Raw genomic sequence first — 17,912 nt, 5'->3', positions numbered from 1 at the left:
TTTGCCGCCGCGGCAAGGACTGCCTGGCGCGCCTGTTAAGCTCGACCGGAAATGACCGTCCCCGTCGACGTCCTCGAGTTCCTGGGTGCCCAGTCGCCGTTCTCGGCGTTGCCGGAACAGGCGCTGCGGCAGGCGGCCTCGCGCATCGAGGCGGTGTACCGCCGCCGCGGCGAGGTGTTGCTGGACCACGACGCCCGCAATGACGCGCTGCCGCTGATCCGCAAGGGCGCGGTCGAGGTGGCCGACCCGCAGGGACGGCTGGTGCTGCGGCTGGAGGAAGGCGACTGCTTCGCCTTCGTGTCGCTGCTGACTGGCAATCCCACCCGGTTCCGCTACACCCTGATCGAGGACGCGCTGATCTGGTGGCTGCCGGCGCAGGACTTCCACGCCCTGCGGCGCGAATATCCCGAGTTCGACCGGTACTTCGTGCGCACCCTGGAAGAGCGCCTGACGTTGGCCGCCAGGCCGCCGCAGGACAACGCGCTGTTCGCCGCGCCGCTGGCGGGGATCGCCTCGAAGCCAGCAGCAATCGTGCCCGCCGATACCACCATTCGCGCCGCGGCCAGGCAGATGGCGCGGATGCGCATCTCCTCGCTGCTGGTCGGCACGCCGGAGCGGCTGCAGGGCATCCTCACCGACCGCGACCTGCGCAACAAGGTGCTGGCCGAGGACCTGGATCCCTCGCGTCCGGTGTCGGAGATCATGGTCGCACGCCCGCATGCGCTCGATGCCGGGCGCAACGCGTTCGATGCGCTGCTGCTGATGCTCGACCACGGCGTGCATCACCTGCCGGTGTTGGAGGACGGCCGCGTGATCGGCGTGGTCAGCAGCCGCGACCTGCTGGCGCTGCAGACCGAGCATCCGCTGTACCTGATCCGCGAAGTCGGGCTGGCCCCGGACCTGGAAGCGCTCACCCGCACGCTGGCGCGGCTGCCGGAGCTGTGCGCGCGCCTGCTGTCGGCCGGTGCCGACGGCGCCGGGCTGCCGCGGGTGCTGACCGCGATCAACGATGCGGTGACGCGGCGCCTGCTGGCGCTCGCCCGCGCCGAACTCGGCCCGCCGCCGGGGCCGTTCGCGTGGCTGGCGTTCGGTTCGCAGGCGCGCGGCGAGCAGACCCTGCACAGCGATCAGGACAACGGCCTGATCCTGCCCGATGGCTGCGACGCGGACACGCCGTACTTCCGCGCGCTTTCCGAAACGGTCTGCGCCGGCCTCGACGCCTGCGGACAGCGCTTCTGCGACGGCGGCATCATGGCGCAGAACCCGAAATGGCGGCTGACCGTGGACGGCTGGCTGCAGCGCTTCGGCGACTGGATGCGGGCGCCGGAGCCGGAGGCGCTGCTCAACGCCTCGATCTTCTTCGACCTGCGCCAGCTGGCCGGCGACCGCGATCTCGGCGACGCGCTGCAGGACGGCCTGGCCGGGCTGCGGGGCAACCGCGGGCTGTTCCTGGGCATTCTCGCCCGCCAGGTGCTGGATCACGCGGTGCCGCTGGGCACGTTCCGGCGCTTCGTGGTGGAGTCGGACGGGGCCCACCGCGACCGCCTCAACATCAAGCGCGCGGGCCTTCTGCCGCTGGTGGAACTGGTGCGTGTGCGCGCGTTGCGGCACGGGATCGCAACGCCGGGCACCGAGGACCGGCTGCAGGCGCTGGCGCGGGCCGGCCGGATCGCCGCCGGCGACGCGCGGGTGCTCGCCGAGGCGTTGCGGGTGTTCACGCGGCTGCGCATGCGTCATCAGCTGCGCCAGTTGCGCGCCGGCGAGGCGGCCGACAACTGGATCGCGCCGGAACGGCTGGACGCCGGCGAACGCCGCGCGCTGCGCGATGCCTTCATCGCGGTGCGCGATGCGCAGTCGCTGCTCGCCGGCGAATTCGGCACCCGCGCATGATCCGCGCGCTGCGCCGGCGCTGGTGGCGCGAGCGGGTCGCGCCGGATTCGCCGCTGCACGCGCTGTTGTCGGTGGCGCTGCCGCACGCGCGCACGCGCCTGTCCGATGTCGACCTGCTGGCGCTGGATTTCGAGACCACCGGCCTGCGGCCGGCGCACGATACGGTCGTCAGCGCCGGCTGGCTGCGACTGCACGGTGGCGTGTTGCGCCTGGCCGGGGCCGGCGAAACCTGGTTGCGGCCGGAAGGCGATGCCGGCGTCGGCGACAGCGCCACCATCCACGGCCTGCGCGACGTGGACCTGGGCGAGGGCGGTGACGAGCGGGCACTGCTCGACCTGCTGCTGCCGGCGCTCACCGGGCGCGTGCTGCTGGCGCACGGCAGCGGGATCGAATCCGGGTTTCTCGACGCGATCCTGCGCCGCCGCCACGGCGTGCCCTTCCTGTCGCCGCGGGTCTGCACGCTGGCGCTGGAGGCGCGCCTGTGCGAGGTCCGGGGCGAGCGGCCCGGGCCCGGCGGACTGACGCTCGCCGCCTGCCGTGCGCGCCGCGGCCTGCCGGCCTACCGCGAACACGACGCCCTGTCCGATGCGCTGGCCTGCGCGGAACTGTTCCTGGCGCAGGTCGCCGAGTTCGGCGGCTTCGACGACGTGCGGCTGGGGGATGTCACGTCCGGCTGAAGGCACGGTGTCCGCCGCCAGCGACCCGGCGGCACCCCTGTAGAGCCGAGCTTGCTCGGCTGCTGTTCGCGGTGCAGGCGGCGGGCGAGGCGCAGCGGAGCAAGCTCCGCTCTACGAGCCGATAGCGCATCGTTGCAGATGGTCGCCCACGCGCGGTGCGGCGGCCCGGGTGCGTGACGGGCGGTCAGCGTCCGCCGCCACCGCCACCACCGCCGCCGCCGCCCGAGAAGCCGCCGCCACCGCCGCCGGAGGAACTGCCTGGCGGTGTCGACGAGGAGGCGATCTGCGAGCTCAGGCTGCTGCCGACCGCCTTGGTCAGGCTGCCGAGGTCGCTGACGCCGCCGCCGCGGTACCAGGCGATCGACGCGGTGGTCGCGGCGGCGGCCGCGGCGCCGACGGCCAGGGTGAACTTCTTCGTCCAGGCGTCCTCCACGTCCAGCGCGACAGCGTACGGCAGCAGGCGCTCGAAGCGGGCCGCATCCAGTCGGGGTTCCGCTTCGCCGGGGGCCTGCAGCCGCTCCAGGTCCTGCTGCTCGGCGACCTTGAGATAGCGGCGGAAGCCTTCGATCTCGTCCAGCAGGCGCCGGCCTTCCATGGTTGGCGCTGCGATCACGATGGCGAACACGATCACGGTGACCAGCATCGCCGCGGCCACCGGGATCAGCAGCAGCACGCCCGACCCGGTGCCGACGCCGAGCGCGAACGCCAGCGCCAGCGACACTCCCATGATCAGCGCCGCGATCGCGATGCTGCCGCCGTTGTGTTCGAACATCGCCGGCTGGAAGCGTTTCTTCAGCAGGGTCGCATGCTTGCGCATCGCCGCCTGGAAGGTGCTCGCGTTGCTGTTGCGCATCTCCAGCGAGGCGCCGGCGCGCGGCAGCAGCTGTTGCAACAGGGCGGTGCGCTCGGGAGCGGCGGCCTGCTCGAGATCGGCGACGCGCTCGACGCGCCAGCTGTCGCTCAGCAGCCCCTTGTCGCGATGGATCACCACCGCGCCGTCCACCGCGCAGGCCAGCAGGTCGGCGGTGAATGCGCGGCTGTCATGGCGCATGCGCTTCATGTAGCGCAGGCCCGCGGGCGAGTAGCCGGTGGGTGGTTCGTAGCGGACGATGATCGTGCCGGCGGCCGGGTCGCGCCCGATCCTGCGCCAGCGCACGATGCAGTACGCCAGCAGCGCCAACAGGCCGGCCAGTCCCAGCAGCAGGCCGCGATTGTCGTTGAGCAGCCACAGCAGCCGTTGCGCGCGCGACGGCGCGGCCACGATGCCCTTGGGGAACTCCAGCACGATGGTCATGCCTTCGTTCGGCGCCAGCGGGCGCGTCAGCTCCCAGCGCGCCACGCCCGGCGCCGGCAGCGTGCCGCGGACGTCCTGGCCGCGCGCGCCCTGCGGGCCGGTGTAGCCGGCGATGGTCATGTCCGCTTCCGCGACCGGCTGCGGCAAGCGCACCTCGACGCTGCCGGTGTCGATCGTGAACGCCCAGCCGTGGCCGATCGCGTTCCAGTACAGCTCGTCGTGATCGTCGAAGAACCCGAGCTGGCGCGAGGTGCGGTAGCGCAACGTGTAGGTGTAGACGGCCGGCACCGGCAGGAAGTCGTCGTTGCCGGTGTTGACGCGCACGCCGTTGGCGCGGCGCTCGGTGAACCAGGGCTCCGGCGTGCCGTCGCGCAGCACATCGAGCACCTCGAAGTCCACCACCACCCGGTTGCCGGCGCGGTCGCGATAGCGGGTGGGGAAGTCGCGATAGATGCCGCGGCGGATGTCGTTGCCTTCGGCGCGCACGCGGATGCGCTCGGTGATCTCCATGCCGCCGTCTTCGTGGACCTCGACCTCGCTGTCGTAGGCGAGGATGCGCTCGCCGGGGGCCGACGCCGCTTCCGTGTCCTGCGCGGCCAGCGGCATGGCGCAGGCGAACGCCGCGATCAATGCCAGCAGCGTCAGCAGCCTGGTCATCGCGACAGCTCCACCGCCGGCGCGGCGCGTTCGTCCGCGCCGGTCTGGAAGAACTCCGCAGGCGCGAACCCGAAGCCGCGCGCGATCGCCAGGTCGGGGACGCGCTGGGTGGCGTCGTTGTAGTCGCGGACCGCGCCGTTGTAGAAGCGCCGTGCATATTGCAGATGTTGTTCCACGTCCACCAGGTCGCGCTGCAGCTGCGAGAAGTTCTCGTTGGCCTTGAGCTCGGGGTAGGCCTCCTTCAGCACCAGCAGGCGGCCGATGCCCTGTTCCAGCGCCGCCTCCAGTTCACCGAGCCTGGCCGGCGCGGTCTGGGTCAGCGCCTGCGCGCGCAACTCCGTCACCGCCTCGAGTACCGCCGCCTCGTGGCCGGCATAGGCGCGCACCGCCGATACCAGCTGCGGCACCAGGTCGTGGCGGCGGATCAGCTGCACGTCGATATCGGCCCAGGCGGTACGCACCTGGTTGCGCAGCCGCACCAGCCGGTTGTAGGCGAACACCGCCCAGGCCAGCACGGCCAGCGCCAGTGCGACGAGCACCGCGGCCAGGGTCACGGCGAATCTTCCGCCTGCACGTGGATCTCGGCATCGCCGGCCACGACCACCTGGTCGGCGCGGATCTTGCAGGTCTTGCGCCGCTCCACCGCGCCGTCGACGCGGACCTTGCCGGCGGCGACCAGCGCCTTGCCGGCGCCGCCGCTGTCGCAGACGCCGGCCAGTTTCAGCAGCTGGTTGAGCTCGATGTGGCTGCGGTCGAGCTGGAAATCGAGACGGGGCATGGCGGACCTGGCGGGATGGGTGCGGACGAGACTAGCGCAGTCGGACGCTGCGCGTGAGCACCCATCCGGAGCGCATCCGCCGGGCCGGCCCGGCTTATCCGGGCGGTTGAGACAGCAGCCAGTCGACGAAGGCCTGCGCCGCCGGCCGCAGGCGGCGATGCGCGGGATGGACGACGTAGTAGGCGAAGCGTCCCGCAAGCTCGGGCCCCGGCAACTGCAGCAGGCGCCCGGACGCCAGCCACGGTGCGACGATGCGCTGGCGCGCCAGTCCGATGCCGAGCCCCTGCGCCGCGGCTTCCAGCACGGCGGTGCTGTCGCTGAAGACGTAGCGCGGATCCACCTGCACGCCATGGAAGCCGGCATGCCGGAACCAGTCGTGCCAGCCCTGGCGCGTGTTGTCGGCGATCAGCGGCAGCGTGGCGATGTCGGCGGCGGAGCCGATCCGGTCGATGCCGGGCAGGCCGGCGGCGGCGACCGGAAACATGGTCTCGCCCATCAGGCGCAGCGCCACCAGCCCCTGCCAGTGGCCGGGGCCGTGGCGGATGCCGAGGTCGGGGCCGCCGTCGTCGAACCGGGTCAGCGCGATCTCGGTATCGATGTGCAGGCGGATGTCGGGATGCGCGGCAGCGAATGCCGGCAGCCGTGGCGTCAGCCAGCTGTTGGTGAACGAGTGCAGGGTGGTCAGGCGCACCAGCCGGCGATCGTCGCGACGGCTGTGCAGGTCGTGCACCACGCTGTCGATGTCGGTGAGCGCGCTGCCGGCCGCGTCGGCCAGCTGGCGGCCCTCGGTGGTCAGCGACACCCCGCGCGCGTGACGCTGGAACAGCGCGATGCCCAGCCGCGCCTCCAGCTTGCGCACGTGATGGCTGACCGCGCTCGCGGTCAGATGCAGTTCCTCGGCGGCATGGGCGAAGTTCTGGTGCCGGGCCGCCGATTCGAAGGCCGCCAGGGCCGGCAGCCAGTCCGTCCTGGTCTTCATCGAGCCACAAGTATGGTTTGTGCCTGCCACGGAAAGTACGCGCTTGCGCCTGTTTTGGCAAAGCCGACAATGCAAGCCAGACGACTGCCGGAACCGCCGCAATGATGATCCAGCCCAGGCCGGAAACGGCCGCGACACCGTACGTACTGCCCGACATCGCGGCCGGCCTGCCGCGGCCCTGGGCATCCACCGCGTTCGCCGCCGTCGCCGGGGCGCGCCTGAAGGTGCTGCGGATGGACGCGCAGGCCTATCCCCACGAATCCCACGACCATGACGAGGCGCTGCTGGTGCTCGACGGACGCATGCTGCTCGAAGTCGAGGGCCGCCCCGTGGCCGTGGAAGCCGGCGGACTCTTCCTGGTGCCGGCCGGCACCGTGCACGGGGTCGCCGCCGGCAGCCACGGCACGCTGCTCGTGATCGATCCGCGACCGCCCCGTCCCGAGGAAATATCGTATGCGGCACGACTCTTGTAACGCGCTGGCCACCGGCGCCGCGCCCGCTGCGCGCAGCCGGGTCGCCAGCGACTGGCTCACGCCGCTGGAGCTGTCGCTGCTGGGCGCGATCTGGGGCGCCTCGTTCCTGTTCATGCGCGTTGCCGCGCCCGACTTCGGCGCGGTGCCGCTGGTGGAGATGCGGCTCGGCCTCGGCGCGCTGGTACTGCTGCCGTTCCTGTGGCGCGCGCGCGGATCGTTTCCGCGGGCGATGTGGCCGAAGCTGGCATTGATCGGCGCGATCAATTCCGCGCTGCCGTTCGTGCTGTTCGCCTGGGCGGCGCGCCATGCGCCCGCGGGCATCGGCGCGATCACCAACAGCATGGCGGTGCTGTTCACCGTACTGGTCGGTTTCCTGTTCTTCGGCGAGCGCATCGGCACCCGCAGCGCGGCCGCGCTGGTGGCGGGTTTCGCCGGCGTGCTGGTGCTGGCGGCCGGCAAGACCGCCGGTGCCAGCATCGGCTGGGCGGTCGCCGCCGGCACGCTGGCGGCGTTCCTGTACGGCATCGGCGCGAACATGGTGCGCCGGCAGCTGACCGGGTTGCCGCCGGCCGCGGTGGCGGCGGCCACGCTGTCGTGCGCCGCGTTGCTGATCCTGCCGCTGGCGATCGCGCAATGGCCGCGGCAGGCGATTCCCGTCGCCTCATGGCTGTCGGCGGCGGCACTGGGCGTGCTCTGTACCGGCGTCGCCTTCGTGATGTTCTATCGGCTGATCCAGCGTATCGGCAGCGCACGCGCGGTCGGCGTGACGTACCTGGTGCCGCTGTTCGGTGTCGCCTGGGCCTGGATGCTGCTCGGCGAACCGCTGACCTGGTCGATGGCGGTGGCCGGCGTCCTGATCCTGGGCAGCGTGGCCCTGAGCCAGCGGAAGGCGAGATGAGCGTGGCGAAGCGCAGTCACGAGCGGCGCGACGGACACCGCATCGCGTGGTAGACGCCGCGATGCAGATCGCGGACGGGACCATTCGGATGCAACAGCAACTGGATCCGGCCTGCGCTGTGGCGACGGTGAGCGCAGCCACGCCGGGTGTGGCCTGGGGAACCCATTGGTGGTGCGAAATGTTCAAGGTCTACGGCGACGCGCTTTCCGGAAACTGCTACAAGGTCAGGTTGCTGCTGGCGCTGCTCGATCTTCCGTACGAATGGGTGCACGTCGACATTCTTGCGGGGCAGACCCGTACGCCGGAGTTTCTCGCCAGGAATCCCGGCGGCAGGATTCCCCTGCTGGAAATCGAAGAAGGCATCCATCTGCCGGAATCCAATGCCATCCTGGCCTACCTGGCCGACGGTACGCACCTGCTGCCCGGTGAACGCCTGCCGCGGGCGCAGGTCCTGCAGTGGCTGTTCTTCGAACAGTACAGCCACGAGCCCAATCTCGCCGTTGCGCGCTATATCGTCCGCTATCTGGGGCGGCCGCAGACGCACGAGGCCGCGCTGCAGGCGAAGACCGCACCCGGATACGCAGCGCTCGCGGTCATGGAAACGCACCTGTCCGGGCGCGAGTTCTTCGTGGGCGGACGCTACACGATCGCCGACATCGCGCTGTACGCCTACACGCATGTCGCGCATGAAGGCGGGTTCGACCTGGGCCGTTTTCCCGCGGTGACGGGTTGGCTGGAACGAGTCGGCCGGCAGCCAGGCCATGTCGCCATGAACGGTAGTGGCAATGAATGACACTTAGTTGAACAGGAGCAGGCATGGCATGACGGCACAGCATCGCGTGGAGTTCGATTTCGAGATCGAGTTCACCAACGGCGGCGGCATCCAGGGGCAGGGCTTTCGTCTCGACATCGACGGCGACGACATCGACGATGCCGCGCTGGTCGACTACATCGTGCGCGACCTGCGCCTGCTGATGGTCGGGCCGACGCGGATCCTCCACAAGCGGATCATCGTCGAGGCGCACAAGCGCAACCGACCGGCAGGCGGGCAGTCGCGCGCGATCGTCGAGCTCAGCCACGTGATCGCCGACGGCACGATCACCTGTCCGGGCATGCCGGCGCCGCACATCTGCGATTTCCTCAGCCGCGAACGTTCGCGCGAGCACTACGTGTCCGGCACCGAATTCCAGATCGCTTCCATCGAGATGGTCGCCAACACCGGCACCTACGTCGACAGTCCGTTCCACCGCTATCCGGATGGCAAGGACCTGGCGCAGATGCCGGCCGACGCCTTCGCCGATCTGGAGGCGATCGTGGTGCGCGCCGACCATCGCGAGCTGCGGGCGATCGACGCCGGCCACCTCCGTGGACGCGAGTTGCGCGGCCGCGCGGTGCTGGTGCATACCGGCTGGGGCCGGTACTGGACCGATCCGGCCTATGCCGTCGAACACCCGTTCCTCACCGAGGATGCGGCGCAATACCTGCGCGACTGCGGCGTGCGCCTGGTCGGTATCGATTCGATGAACATCGACGATACCCGCGGACGTGCGCGGCCGGCGCACACGATCCTGCTCGGCGACGGGATTCCGATCGTCGAACACCTGTGCAATCTGGCGGCGCTGCCGGACGAGGGTTTCCGCTTCAGCGCGCTGCCGCCGCGCTTCGCCGGCGTCGGCACCTTCCCCGTGCGCGCGATCGCGACCCTGCGATCGTAGAGCGGAGCTTGCTCCGCTGCCTTCTCCCCCGAAGCCCGGCTCTGCCACGCTGGCAAGCCTTTGCAAACCACGCGACCGGCCCCTTCGCGCGTTTGCCGGGGCCGGCGGAGCAGCGGAGCAGGAAATGGAGAGCAGCGGAGCAAGCTCCGCTCTACGGGGTGGCGAGGTCGAGCGTCCAGGTTTCCGCGATCAGGCCTTCGCCGAAGTCGTCGTGCGGCGTCTCGGCGGTCTTGCGGAAGCCGGCTTCGGCGTAGAGGTGGCGGGCGGCATGCAGGTTGGACTGGGTCCACAGCACGATGCGGCGATAGCCGGCCGCATGCGCGAAATGCACGCATTCGCCCACCAGGCGCCGGCCCAGTCCGAGGCCGCGCGCGTGCGGTTCCACCAGCAGCATCCGCAGCCTGGCTTCGGCGCGGTTCTCGGCGACCAGAAAAACGCAGCCGAGGCGTTCGCCATCGCGCTCTGCGATCCAGCAGCGCTCGCGCCGCGGATCGAACTTCCGCACGAAGCGCACGGCGATGTCGGCAACCAGCGTCTCGAAGCGCTCGTCCCATCCGTATTCGCGGCAGTACAGTTCGCCGTGGCGCTGCACCACCCAGCCGATGTCGCCGGGGCGGTGGCTGCGCAGGACGACTTCCGCGGAGGCCGAGGTGATGCCTTCCAGGCTGTCGTGGATGGTGCGCATCGCCGCCAGCACGCCCTCACGCCGGTCCGGGTCCAAGGCGCCCAGCAGGGTCGCGACCTGTCCGGCCGAGCGACGGTCGAGCAGTGCGAAGGTGCGCCGGCCGGCCGGCATCAGTCGCAGATGATGGCGGCGGCCGTCGGTGGTGGACTTCGTCCTGGCGATCAGGCCGCGGGACTCGAAGCGCTTGAGCATGCGGCTGAGATAGCCGCGGTCGAGCCCGAGGTCGGTCGCCAGCTCGAACGCGCTCGCGCCGGGGCGGTGCGCCAGTTCGTACAGCAGGCGCACTTCGGTCAGCGAGTGGGGACTGTCGAGCAGGCGCTCCTGCAGCACGCCGATGCGCTGTGTGTAGTAGCGGTTGAAGCCGCGCACGGCCGCGATCTGTGCGGTGGTTGGGTCCAGCGACATGGCGATCACCTCGGTCCGAGCATCCGCCAGATAGTTGACTAAGTCAACAAATAGGGTGCACGCAGGCAAGCGACGTGTTGACTGTCGCGGAAGAGCATGCGTACTCTAAAAAAACTGGTATGAAAACGTTTTCAGTCCCGGGAGGGATGATGCGAAACCAAACAGCGCAGCGGGCGGCACCGGGGCCCGGAAGAGGCCGCGTGCGGAGGAATGCCGGGGCGATCGCCGGGGCGGCGGTCCTGCTGTCGATCCTGTTGCTGGTGGGTGTCCACGCCCAGCCGGTCGCTGACGCGCCGGCCGGGCGCAAGGCGCCCAACGTCGTCTTCATCCTGGCCGACGACGTCGGCTTCGGGGACCTGGGCGTGTACGGCGGCAAGGTGCCGACCCCGAACCTCGACCGCCTGGCCCGGCAGGGCATGCGCTTCACCGATGCGCATTCCCCCGCCGCCCTGTGCGCGCCCTCGCGCTTCAGCCTGCTCACCGGCAGCCATCCCTACCGGAACGGCCGGGCCGGCGGGAGCTGGGACGTCGACACCAGTTCGGGTTTCAGCCACAACGGCGACCGCACCAGGGCCGGTCGCCACATCACCGTCGGCGAGATCCTGCAGAACGCCGGCTACCGCACCGCGTTCTTCGGCAAGATGCACCTGGGCGGCGACGTCTACGACGGCAACGGCGAACTGATCCGCGAAAAGAACAAGCTGAACACCATGGACTACAGCCGCGGGTTCGGCGACGGCCTCGACGAGCATGGCTTCGACTACTGGCTCGGGCTGGCCAGCGGCATCCAGCACGAGCCCTACGCCTATTTCGAGAACGGCAAGTTCGTTCCGGTCGATCCGGACAACCCCGCCGACAACTCCAGCACCCGCCTGCTGACCGATGGCTTCTATCGGGTGAGCGACAACGGCCTGTCGGAAATCGTCGAGGCGGCGAAGGTGCCGGCGCGGGGCGACGTCGACTACGACTCGAGCCAGGCGGGCATCCGGTTGACCAATGCCGCCGTCGATTTCATCGACCGTCACGTGGAAGAGAACGAGGCGAGCGGCAAGGACCATCCGTTCCTGGTCTATTTCGCGTCGCAGGCGATCCATGTCCCGCATTCGCCGCCGTTCGACTACGACGGCGACCCGAGCACCGTCGACGAGCAGGTGTACGGCAAGACCGGGGCCATGACCTCCGACGTGCTGTACGAGCTCGACCTGCAGGTCGGCAAGATCATGGCGAAGCTGGAGGAAGAAGGGATCGCGGACGACACCCTGATCTTCTTCACCAGCGACAACGGCGCGCTGTGGCCGCGCATCACGCACTACGGCGATCCGGCGCACGACAACAACGGCCCGCTGCGCGACTACAAGGCCTCCGTCTACGAAGGCGGCCATCGCGTTCCCTTCATCGCGAAGTGGGGCGACGGCACCGAGGCCGGTTCGGTGATTCCGCCCGATACCGTCTCCGACCAGCTGATCATGGGACAGGACTGGGTGGCGACCATGTACGAGCTCACCCGACAGGACGTGCAGGACGACCAGGCGATGGACAGCGTGTCGTTGTTGCCGGTTCTCACGGGCAGGCAGGCGGAGAGCGGGCCCCTGCGCGAGTTCGCCCTGTACCAGGGCGGCAACGCCTATGAAGGCGCGATCCGCGAGGGAAGCCTGGTGCTCGTGGTCGACAACAAGGAAGGCGCGAGGGAGCTGTACGACCTCGAGACCGACCTGGGCCAGGAAAAGAACCTGATCGACCTGCCGGAATACCGCGACACCGTCGCCAGGCTGCACAGGAAGTTCCTGACCTACAACGACCACGACAACGAGACCGTCGAGCCGAGGACGACCCGACCGTTCCGGGTCGACTGAGGAGGTCCGGCAAAACACCTTCTCCGCCGACCCCGATCGGGCCTGATGCTTCGAAGCAAATCCTCGGCTCTTGCAGCGCCAGTGCCGCGCCGCCGCAGTCTCCGTTGACGGCCTACTCCATCAGGCAGATGTTGGTGGTGTAGTGGCGCTCGGTGACGACGCCCCAGGCGATCGATTGCAGGTCGCAGTCCCACCCCCGGGCGCCCACCTGGACGCCGGCTTCGTCGTAATAGGCGCGATACCAGCCGGCCTTCGGTCCGGCGGAGGCGATATTGGCCATCAAGAGGGCCAACAGGCAGAGTCCGGCCGCGAGTCTCAGACGTTTCATGGTCCACCTCACTCGATACGTGGCCCCCTGTGACGGCGAGTATGCCGAATCCGATTGCGCATCGCGACACCAACAATTCGCAGCGCCTTCGTGGAACGGAGTTCGCTCCGCTGCCCGGGGTCCGAAGCCCCCATTCACGCCGGCGCCATAGCCTTCTGGCACAGGCGATTCGGCGCCGTGTCGCGGACACTCGGTTCCACCTCTCCAAGGCAGGAAAGCGAAATGCCCGTCCGATTCCGGTTCATGGCTCTCGTGGTGCTGACGTTCGGTCTGGCTGCATTCGCGCATCCCGACTGCCGCGCGGCCGAAGGCCGCGGCAGGATCCTGATCCTGCTTTCCAATGGCGCCGACATGGGTGACGGAGAGGCCAAGAACAATCTCTGGGAAGTCGCTCCCCCGTACCACGTCTTTCTCATGCACGGCTATGAAGTGGATTTTGCCTCGCCCACGGGCGGGCGCGTGCCTTTCTCGCTCGATGTGGATGAAACCGATCCGCCCGGGATGATCAGCTACACCCTGAAGCACGAGGGCTTCCGCGAAAAGGTGGACCGGTCGATGACACCGGTCGAGGTCGATGCAAGCAGGTATGCAGGGGTCTTCATCGGAGGCGGCGCAGGGCCGCTGTTCGACGTTGCGGTCGAGCCGAAGCTGTTGGCGGCGGTCGCCGAGATCTACGAGAACGGCGGCGTCGTGGGCGGGTGCGGACACGGCCCCGGCGTTCTTGCCAATGTGAAGCTCAATGGAGGTGAGCACCTGGTCGAGGGGAAGCGGGTGACCGGGTTTCCGAACTCCAGCGAAGCGACCAGCAAATGGTCGAAGCAGGGGACATTGCTGCCGTTCCTCGTCGAGGACGGGCTGCGGCGCAGCGGCGCGATCTTCCTCACCAAGGAGGATCTGCCGGACAAACACGACGTGGTCGTCGACCAACGACTGGTGACGACGATGTTCCTGCCGTCGTCGGCGCTTGTCGCCAAGGAGATGGTCGATCTTCTGAGAACGTTGGCGGCGGAAGGCGTTCCCCCTCGATAACCGAAACGGGAAGACAACGAGGCGAGGTCGAGACGTGGTGCGGGATCTCGGCTCGACCAGCCATTCGGCTGTCGAGAATCTCCGAGATGAGAGCGCAAATGGCCGAGATCCGACGCCAACCAGGCGGTCCGAGCGCCGTTCCGTCAGGCGTTCTCTGCGGCCGCCGCGGTCTCGATCCGCCGCTGCGCCCGCGCCAGCGAGCCGCCGGTGAACCCCCAGACCAGGGCGATCGCCGAGCCGATCAGCATCGCGATCATCGGCTGCTGCGCGACCATGTCGATGCCGGCCTTGACCCAGGCGCTGACCGCGTCCGCGCCGCGGTAGACCACGGTGTCGTTGAAGTTCTTGGCCTTGTACTTGGCCTCGGCGGGCACGGCGGTGTAGAGCATTTCCCGGCCCGGGCGCACGAACGCGTACTCGCCGGCGCGGCGCGCGACCATCACGATCGCCAGCACCGCAAACGTGGGCGCGAACGCCAGCCACAGGAAGCCGGCCGCGACGACCAGCGGCACCGCCACCAGCAGCACGCCGACGCCGAGCTTCCTGGCGATGCGGCCGGTGAGGAACAGCTGCGACAGGATCGCCAGTGTCTGCACGATGGTGTCGATGATGCCGAAGACCCGGGTCTGGTCGGTGGGATCGGGGAAGCGCGCTTCGACCAGCCGCGCCTGCTCGAAGTACAGGAAAGTGGTCACGCTGGCCAGCAACAACACGAACACGGCGATGCCGAGCAGGTAGGGCGACCGGAACACCTCGATCGCGCCGGCGAACGGGCTGCCGCCGAGCGGTCGCTGGCGCTGCGTGGTTTCCGCCGGCGTCAGCGGGTGCCGCTCGCGCCAGCGCTGCACCATGCGCGCCGCCAGTGCCGAAGCGACCAGCAGCGTGGCCGACAGGAAGATCAGGCCGGCATGCCCGATCGGCCCGACCAGGAACACGCCGAGCAGCGGCCCGGTGAGCCCGCCGAGGCTGGCACCCGCGGCCATCAGCGCGAACAGGCGCTTGGCCTGCCCGATCGCGAACACGTCGACCAGCACGCTCCAGGCCACCGAGATCGCGATCATGTTGAACACCGAGATCCAGATGTAGAACGCGCGCGCGATCCACACGTTGCCCGGATCGGACAGGAACGAGATCCCGAACGCGACCAGGTTGGTCGCGAAGAAGCCGTACACCCAGTACAGGATGCGCCGGCGCTGCACCCGGCCGGCGATCCAGCCGAACAGCGGCATCGCTGCCAGCGTGACGAGGAAGGTGCCGGTGAACAGCCACTGCAGGTTCTCGACGCCGCCGGCGATGCCCATCGTCTCGCGCACCGGCCGCAGCATGAAATAGCCGGCGAACAGCAGGAAGAACATCGCGAAGCCGGCGACGACCGTGCCGGCCTCCTCGCGTTCGACATCGAACGCGCGCGACAGCCAACGGCCGAGCCGTCCGGTCATGCCGCCGGACCCTGTCCGATGCCCAGCCCGCCGCGAACCGCCGCGCGTCGTCCGACACCCGTGCCGTCACGCCGACCCGCGCCGCCATCCGATACCGCGTCGCCAACCAGGCCCGCACCGTCAACCAGGCCCGCATCGTCATCCCGGCGGCTTTCAACAGCCGAATGGCTGGTCAAGCCGGGATCCATTTTGTTCTTCGCGGGGAACACGAGCGACGGTGGCCAATGCCCGGACACGTCGGCCAATCCGTTCACGCGAACATCTTGATCAGTTCGGCCTGCTGCGCCTCGCTCAGCAGCGCGCCGGTGCCGGCCTTGAGATTGTCGGCCTGGTGGTGAGGCTTGCCGGTCGCCGGGATCACCGCGGTGACCGCCGGGTGGCTGATCGCGAACTTCAGGAACATCTGTGCCCACGAGGTCACGCCGGCTTCTTCGGCCCAGTCCGGCAGCGGCTTGTCCTCGACCTGCGCGAACAGCTTGCCGTCGTCGAAGGCGCGGTTGATCAGCACCGCAACGCCGAGCTCCTGCGCAGCCGGCAACAGCGACTCGGCGGCCTGCGGCGCGCTGACCGAATAGTTGATCTGGATGAAGTCGGGCTTCTCGGCGCGCATGATGCGCTCCAGTTCGGCATGACTGCGCTCGACGTAGTGGGTAAGACCGACGTACTTCGTCAGGCCCCGCTCCTTCAGCTCGCGCGCGTAGGGCAGGGCGGTCTGCCATTCGCGCAGGTTGTGGACCTGCAGCAGCTCGACCCTGTCGGTACGCAGCCGGCGCAGTGAGTCGGCCCACTGCGCCTCCATCGCCGCGCGGTCGTCGGCTGCGAGCTTGGTGGCCAGGAAGCACTGGTCACGCCAGCCGCCCTCGTCGAGCAGCGCGCCGAGCACGTCCTCGGCGTTGGCGTAGTTGGGCGAGGTATCGAATACGCTGCCGCCGCCCTCGAAGAACGTGCGGATGGTTTCCTTCAGCGTCTCGAACTCGCCCGAGCCCAGCGGCACCTCGTAGCTGCCGGAGGTGCCGGCGCCGATCACCGGGACCTGCTCGCCGGTCGCCGGGATCGCGCGGGTCATCAACGGACCCTCGGCAGGGGCGGGCGCGGTCGGTGGCGTCGTGGGTGTCGTCGGCGCAGGTGCGGTTGCCGGCGTCGGCGTTTCGCGGCTGCAGGCGGCGAGTGGCGCCAATGCCAATCCGGCCGTGGCGAGCGAAGCGGAAGTCAGGAAATCGCGGCGTGAAGTCATGGTGAACTCCTCTGCATTGGCGGAAGTTGGCATGTCGCCCGTTCGACGGCTGCGCGGCGATGCAAATGTAAGTATGGGCGATGTCGACGTCTGGACTTCGAACAGGAAACGGCAATCAACCGATCGATAAAAGCATGTCATTGGTGGCGTGACAACCGCCTGACGTTGCAGCATCGACCCGACGGAAACGGCCTGCGAGGCGATGCTGTCCCGGGACAACCACTGTTGCGGAGCGAACGGGTATCCGAATTCCGGCGTCATCGCGAAGCTCGACGTGAAGACACCGGCCATGCTGGCACCCGCAGCCGACGTCGCCTAGCGCGTCGTTCGACGAGCGGCTGTGCGTCGGCCGCACAGCTCGCGTGCAGGTGGCCGGGCCACCTGCTCAATACCCGATGCTCGGCTAAGTGCGCGTGACGGCGCAGTGCCGTTGCTCACGAAGCGCCGTGAGGCCCCTCTCCCTCCGGGGCGAGGCCGCACGGCTTGCGCGCCACCGGCGCGCGTGCGGTGGAGCGCCCGCGCCCCGGTCCTTGTGCATGGCGCAAGGGGCGTTCAGGGCGCGCGAGCCAATACCTCGCAAGCAGCACGCCTTCCTCCCAAAGGGAGAAGAGAAATGCATCTTCAGTCTGCGGCGTTCCAGGGATCGTAGCTGCCGAACCACCACAGGTGACCTTCCGGATCGCGGCAGGAATAGCCGCGGCCGCCGTAGTCCTGGTCGGCGATGTCCTGCACGATCGCGGCGCCGGCGGCCTTGGCCTGCGCGTAGTGCGCGTCGACATCGCAAACGATCACGCACGGGCTCTGCGTCTCGCGCTGCCCGATCTGGTCGGGCTGGGCGATCAGCCGGCCCCATTCGCTGGCGCTGTCGGCGGAGCCGAGCATGATCATGCCGTTGCCGAAGGTCAGCTGAGCGTGGTGGACGGTGTCGCCGTCGGCGTAGACGGCGTGCTTCTCGAAGCCGAAGGCGGCGCAGAGCCAGTCGATCATCCGCAGCGCGTCGCGATAGCGCAGGCAGGGGATCACGGTGGCGGTGGTGTCGGCGGCATGGGACATGTCCGGTCTCCGTCAGGCGTTGTCGGGGGAAGGGAAGCATCGGGCGAAGCGGCGTGCCATCTCCTCGGCGGAGACGTCCTCGATCCGCGTGGCCAGCGTCCAGAGATGGCCGAACGGGTCGCTCAACTGGCCGCAGCGGTCGCCGTAAAACTCGTCGCGCACCGCTTGGCGGACGCTGGCGCCGGCGGCCACGGCCCGGTCGAAGCGCGCATCGACGTCGTCGACGTACAGCGTGAAACTGACCGCGGTGCCGGCGAGCGCACGGGGCCCGACGAATCCCAGTTCGGGATAGGGTTCGGCCAGCATCACCGGCGCCGTACCGATGCGGACTTCGGCATGCGCGATCTTGCCGCCTGGCTCGACCAGGCGCATGGTCTCGACGGCGCCGAAGGCCTCGCGGTAGAAGGCGATGGCGGCATCGGCGTCTTCGACCACCAGGTGCGGGACGGCGCACAGGCGGTCGTGGGGGATCGGATCGACGGACATATCGCGGTTCCTGATTCGGGATCGGACCACAGGCTAGCG

The 17,912-nt window shown here is 69.2% G+C and carries 19 protein-coding genes; 8 read left to right on the top strand and 11 right to left on the bottom strand.

Going from position 1 to position 17,912, the window contains the following annotated elements; genetic code table 11:
• The first annotated feature begins 51 nt into the window (after positions 1-51).
• Both AB5T46_RS17965 and AB5T46_RS17960 read left to right on the top strand, forming a co-directional pair.
• Entirely contained in the window at positions 52-1,890 is a 1,839-nt protein-coding gene (locus AB5T46_RS17965) for a DUF294 nucleotidyltransferase-like domain-containing protein (protein ID WP_370565452.1), read from the top strand.
• Positions 1,887-2,567: an exonuclease domain-containing protein gene (locus AB5T46_RS17960; RefSeq protein WP_370565451.1), complete on the top strand. Its 681-nt coding sequence runs from the start codon at positions 1,887-1,889 to the stop codon at positions 2,565-2,567. The genes AB5T46_RS17965 and AB5T46_RS17960 overlap by 4 nt, the downstream gene beginning before the upstream one ends.
• 184 nt (positions 2,568-2,751) lie before the next feature.
• On the opposite strand, the gene AB5T46_RS17955 is transcribed toward AB5T46_RS17960, so the two are convergent.
• From AB5T46_RS17955 to AB5T46_RS17940, 4 genes are all read right to left on the bottom strand, one after another.
• Positions 2,752-4,518: a DUF2207 domain-containing protein gene (locus AB5T46_RS17955; RefSeq protein ID WP_370565450.1), complete on the bottom strand. Its 1,767-nt coding sequence runs from the start codon at positions 4,516-4,518 to the stop codon at positions 2,752-2,754.
• Complete coding sequence (locus AB5T46_RS17950; RefSeq protein WP_370565449.1) at positions 4,515-5,072, bottom strand: LemA family protein; 558 nt, start codon at positions 5,070-5,072, stop codon at positions 4,515-4,517. Before AB5T46_RS17950 ends, AB5T46_RS17955 begins: the two co-directional genes overlap by 4 nt.
• Complete coding sequence (locus AB5T46_RS17945; protein ID WP_370565448.1) at positions 5,069-5,296, bottom strand: RNA-binding S4 domain-containing protein; 228 nt, start codon at positions 5,294-5,296, stop codon at positions 5,069-5,071. Before AB5T46_RS17945 ends, AB5T46_RS17950 begins: the two co-directional genes overlap by 4 nt.
• Positions 5,297-5,390: 94 nt before the next feature.
• A complete protein-coding gene (locus tag AB5T46_RS17940; protein WP_370565447.1) occupies positions 5,391-6,275 on the bottom strand; it encodes a LysR substrate-binding domain-containing protein in 885 nt (294 codons plus the stop codon).
• Between the two features lie 101 nt (positions 6,276-6,376).
• Between AB5T46_RS17940 and AB5T46_RS17935 the strand changes: the two genes are divergently transcribed.
• The 4 genes from AB5T46_RS17935 (at position 6,377) to AB5T46_RS17920 (ending at position 9,361) form a co-directional block, all read left to right on the top strand.
• Positions 6,377-6,748 carry a cupin domain-containing protein gene (locus AB5T46_RS17935; RefSeq protein ID WP_370565446.1) on the top strand — a complete coding sequence of 124 codons (372 nt, stop codon included), beginning with the start codon at positions 6,377-6,379 and terminating at the stop codon, positions 6,746-6,748.
• Positions 6,729-7,646 (top strand): DMT family transporter, encoded by a 918-nt coding sequence (locus tag AB5T46_RS17930; protein WP_370565444.1) that lies wholly within the window; start codon positions 6,729-6,731, stop codon positions 7,644-7,646. The genes AB5T46_RS17935 and AB5T46_RS17930 overlap by 20 nt, the downstream gene beginning before the upstream one ends.
• 178 nt (positions 7,647-7,824) lie before the next feature.
• Positions 7,825-8,439 carry a glutathione S-transferase family protein gene (locus tag AB5T46_RS17925; protein ID WP_370565495.1) on the top strand — a complete coding sequence of 205 codons (615 nt, stop codon included), beginning with the start codon at positions 7,825-7,827 and terminating at the stop codon, positions 8,437-8,439.
• Positions 8,440-8,467: 28 nt separating this feature from the next.
• Positions 8,468-9,361, top strand: a complete 894-nt coding sequence (locus tag AB5T46_RS17920; protein ID WP_370565443.1) for a cyclase family protein — start codon at positions 8,468-8,470, stop codon at positions 9,359-9,361.
• Between the two features lie 151 nt (positions 9,362-9,512).
• Here the strand turns inward: AB5T46_RS17920 and AB5T46_RS17915 are convergent, their stop codons facing one another.
• Positions 9,513-10,451, bottom strand: a complete 939-nt coding sequence (locus AB5T46_RS17915; protein WP_370565441.1) for a bifunctional helix-turn-helix transcriptional regulator/GNAT family N-acetyltransferase — start codon at positions 10,449-10,451, stop codon at positions 9,513-9,515.
• Positions 10,452-10,651: 200 nt separating this feature from the next.
• On the opposite strand from AB5T46_RS17915, the gene AB5T46_RS17910 reads away from it, so the two are divergent.
• Positions 10,652-12,304 carry a sulfatase-like hydrolase/transferase gene (locus tag AB5T46_RS17910; RefSeq protein ID WP_370565439.1) on the top strand — a complete coding sequence of 551 codons (1,653 nt, stop codon included), beginning with the start codon at positions 10,652-10,654 and terminating at the stop codon, positions 12,302-12,304.
• A gap of 112 nt (positions 12,305-12,416) precedes the next feature.
• On the opposite strand, the gene AB5T46_RS17905 is transcribed toward AB5T46_RS17910, so the two are convergent.
• A complete protein-coding gene (locus AB5T46_RS17905; protein ID WP_370565438.1) occupies positions 12,417-12,632 on the bottom strand; it encodes a DUF6289 family protein in 216 nt (71 codons plus the stop codon).
• A 222-nt stretch (positions 12,633-12,854) separates the two neighbouring features.
• Here AB5T46_RS17905 and AB5T46_RS17900 point away from each other — a divergent pair, with 222 nt between their 5' ends.
• On the top strand, positions 12,855-13,661 hold the full coding sequence (locus AB5T46_RS17900) for a type 1 glutamine amidotransferase domain-containing protein (protein WP_370565437.1): 807 nt from the start codon (positions 12,855-12,857) through the stop codon (positions 13,659-13,661).
• A 143-nt stretch (positions 13,662-13,804) separates the two neighbouring features.
• Here AB5T46_RS17900 and AB5T46_RS17895 read toward each other — a convergent pair whose 3' ends face one another.
• The 5 genes from AB5T46_RS17895 to AB5T46_RS17875 all read right to left on the bottom strand — a co-directional run bounded on the left by AB5T46_RS17895 (position 13,805) and on the right by AB5T46_RS17875 (position 17,873).
• Complete coding sequence (locus tag AB5T46_RS17895) at positions 13,805-15,100, bottom strand: NTP/NDP exchange transporter (protein ID WP_370565436.1); 1,296 nt, start codon at positions 15,098-15,100, stop codon at positions 13,805-13,807.
• Positions 15,097-15,354 carry a hypothetical protein gene (locus AB5T46_RS17890; RefSeq protein WP_370565435.1) on the bottom strand — a complete coding sequence of 86 codons (258 nt, stop codon included), beginning with the start codon at positions 15,352-15,354 and terminating at the stop codon, positions 15,097-15,099. Before AB5T46_RS17890 ends, AB5T46_RS17895 begins: the two co-directional genes overlap by 4 nt.
• A complete protein-coding gene (locus AB5T46_RS17885; protein WP_370565433.1) occupies positions 15,351-16,334 on the bottom strand; it encodes an aldo/keto reductase in 984 nt (327 codons plus the stop codon). Before AB5T46_RS17885 ends, AB5T46_RS17890 begins: the two co-directional genes overlap by 4 nt.
• A gap of 621 nt (positions 16,335-16,955) precedes the next feature.
• On the bottom strand, positions 16,956-17,387 hold the full coding sequence (locus AB5T46_RS17880) for a VOC family protein (protein WP_370565432.1): 432 nt from the start codon (positions 17,385-17,387) through the stop codon (positions 16,956-16,958).
• A 12-nt stretch (positions 17,388-17,399) separates the two neighbouring features.
• Complete coding sequence (locus AB5T46_RS17875) at positions 17,400-17,873, bottom strand: VOC family protein (RefSeq protein ID WP_370565431.1); 474 nt, start codon at positions 17,871-17,873, stop codon at positions 17,400-17,402.
• Positions 17,874-17,912: the final 39 nt, after the last annotated feature.

It is taken from the genome of Luteimonas salinilitoris, from assembly GCF_041300785.1.
Taxonomy (GTDB): domain Bacteria; phylum Pseudomonadota; class Gammaproteobacteria; order Xanthomonadales; family Xanthomonadaceae; genus Luteimonas; species Luteimonas salinilitoris.
This window is presented reverse-complemented; position numbering and strand designations above follow the sequence as displayed.

Excerpts from the sequence above, each read along its gene's own strand:
- AB5T46_RS17920 (WP_370565443.1), top strand. The coding sequence starts at position 8,468 with ATGACGGCACAGCATCGCGTGGAGTTCGATTTCGAGATCGAGTTCACC.
- AB5T46_RS17905 (WP_370565438.1), bottom strand. The coding sequence starts at position 12,632 with ATGAAACGTCTGAGACTCGCGGCCGGACTCTGCCTGTTGGCCCTCTTG.
- AB5T46_RS17965 (WP_370565452.1), top strand. The coding sequence starts at position 52 with ATGACCGTCCCCGTCGACGTCCTCGAGTTCCTGGGTGCCCAGTCGCCG.
- AB5T46_RS17900 (WP_370565437.1), top strand. The coding sequence starts at position 12,855 with ATGCCCGTCCGATTCCGGTTCATGGCTCTCGTGGTGCTGACGTTCGGT.
- AB5T46_RS17880 (WP_370565432.1), bottom strand. The coding sequence starts at position 17,387 with ATGTCCCATGCCGCCGACACCACCGCCACCGTGATCCCCTGCCTGCGC.
- AB5T46_RS17930 (WP_370565444.1), top strand. The coding sequence starts at position 6,729 with ATGCGGCACGACTCTTGTAACGCGCTGGCCACCGGCGCCGCGCCCGCT.
- AB5T46_RS17925 (WP_370565495.1), top strand. The coding sequence starts at position 7,825 with ATGTTCAAGGTCTACGGCGACGCGCTTTCCGGAAACTGCTACAAGGTC.
- AB5T46_RS17945 (WP_370565448.1), bottom strand. The coding sequence starts at position 5,296 with ATGCCCCGTCTCGATTTCCAGCTCGACCGCAGCCACATCGAGCTCAAC.
- AB5T46_RS17885 (WP_370565433.1), bottom strand. The coding sequence starts at position 16,334 with ATGACTTCACGCCGCGATTTCCTGACTTCCGCTTCGCTCGCCACGGCC.
- AB5T46_RS17955 (WP_370565450.1), bottom strand. The coding sequence starts at position 4,518 with ATGACCAGGCTGCTGACGCTGCTGGCATTGATCGCGGCGTTCGCCTGC.
- AB5T46_RS17915 (WP_370565441.1), bottom strand. The coding sequence starts at position 10,451 with ATGTCGCTGGACCCAACCACCGCACAGATCGCGGCCGTGCGCGGCTTC.
- AB5T46_RS17875 (WP_370565431.1), bottom strand. The coding sequence starts at position 17,873 with ATGTCCGTCGATCCGATCCCCCACGACCGCCTGTGCGCCGTCCCGCAC.
- AB5T46_RS17960 (WP_370565451.1), top strand. The coding sequence starts at position 1,887 with ATGATCCGCGCGCTGCGCCGGCGCTGGTGGCGCGAGCGGGTCGCGCCG.
- AB5T46_RS17935 (WP_370565446.1), top strand. The coding sequence starts at position 6,377 with ATGATGATCCAGCCCAGGCCGGAAACGGCCGCGACACCGTACGTACTG.
- AB5T46_RS17940 (WP_370565447.1), bottom strand. The coding sequence starts at position 6,275 with ATGAAGACCAGGACGGACTGGCTGCCGGCCCTGGCGGCCTTCGAATCG.
- AB5T46_RS17895 (WP_370565436.1), bottom strand. The coding sequence starts at position 15,100 with ATGACCGGACGGCTCGGCCGTTGGCTGTCGCGCGCGTTCGATGTCGAA.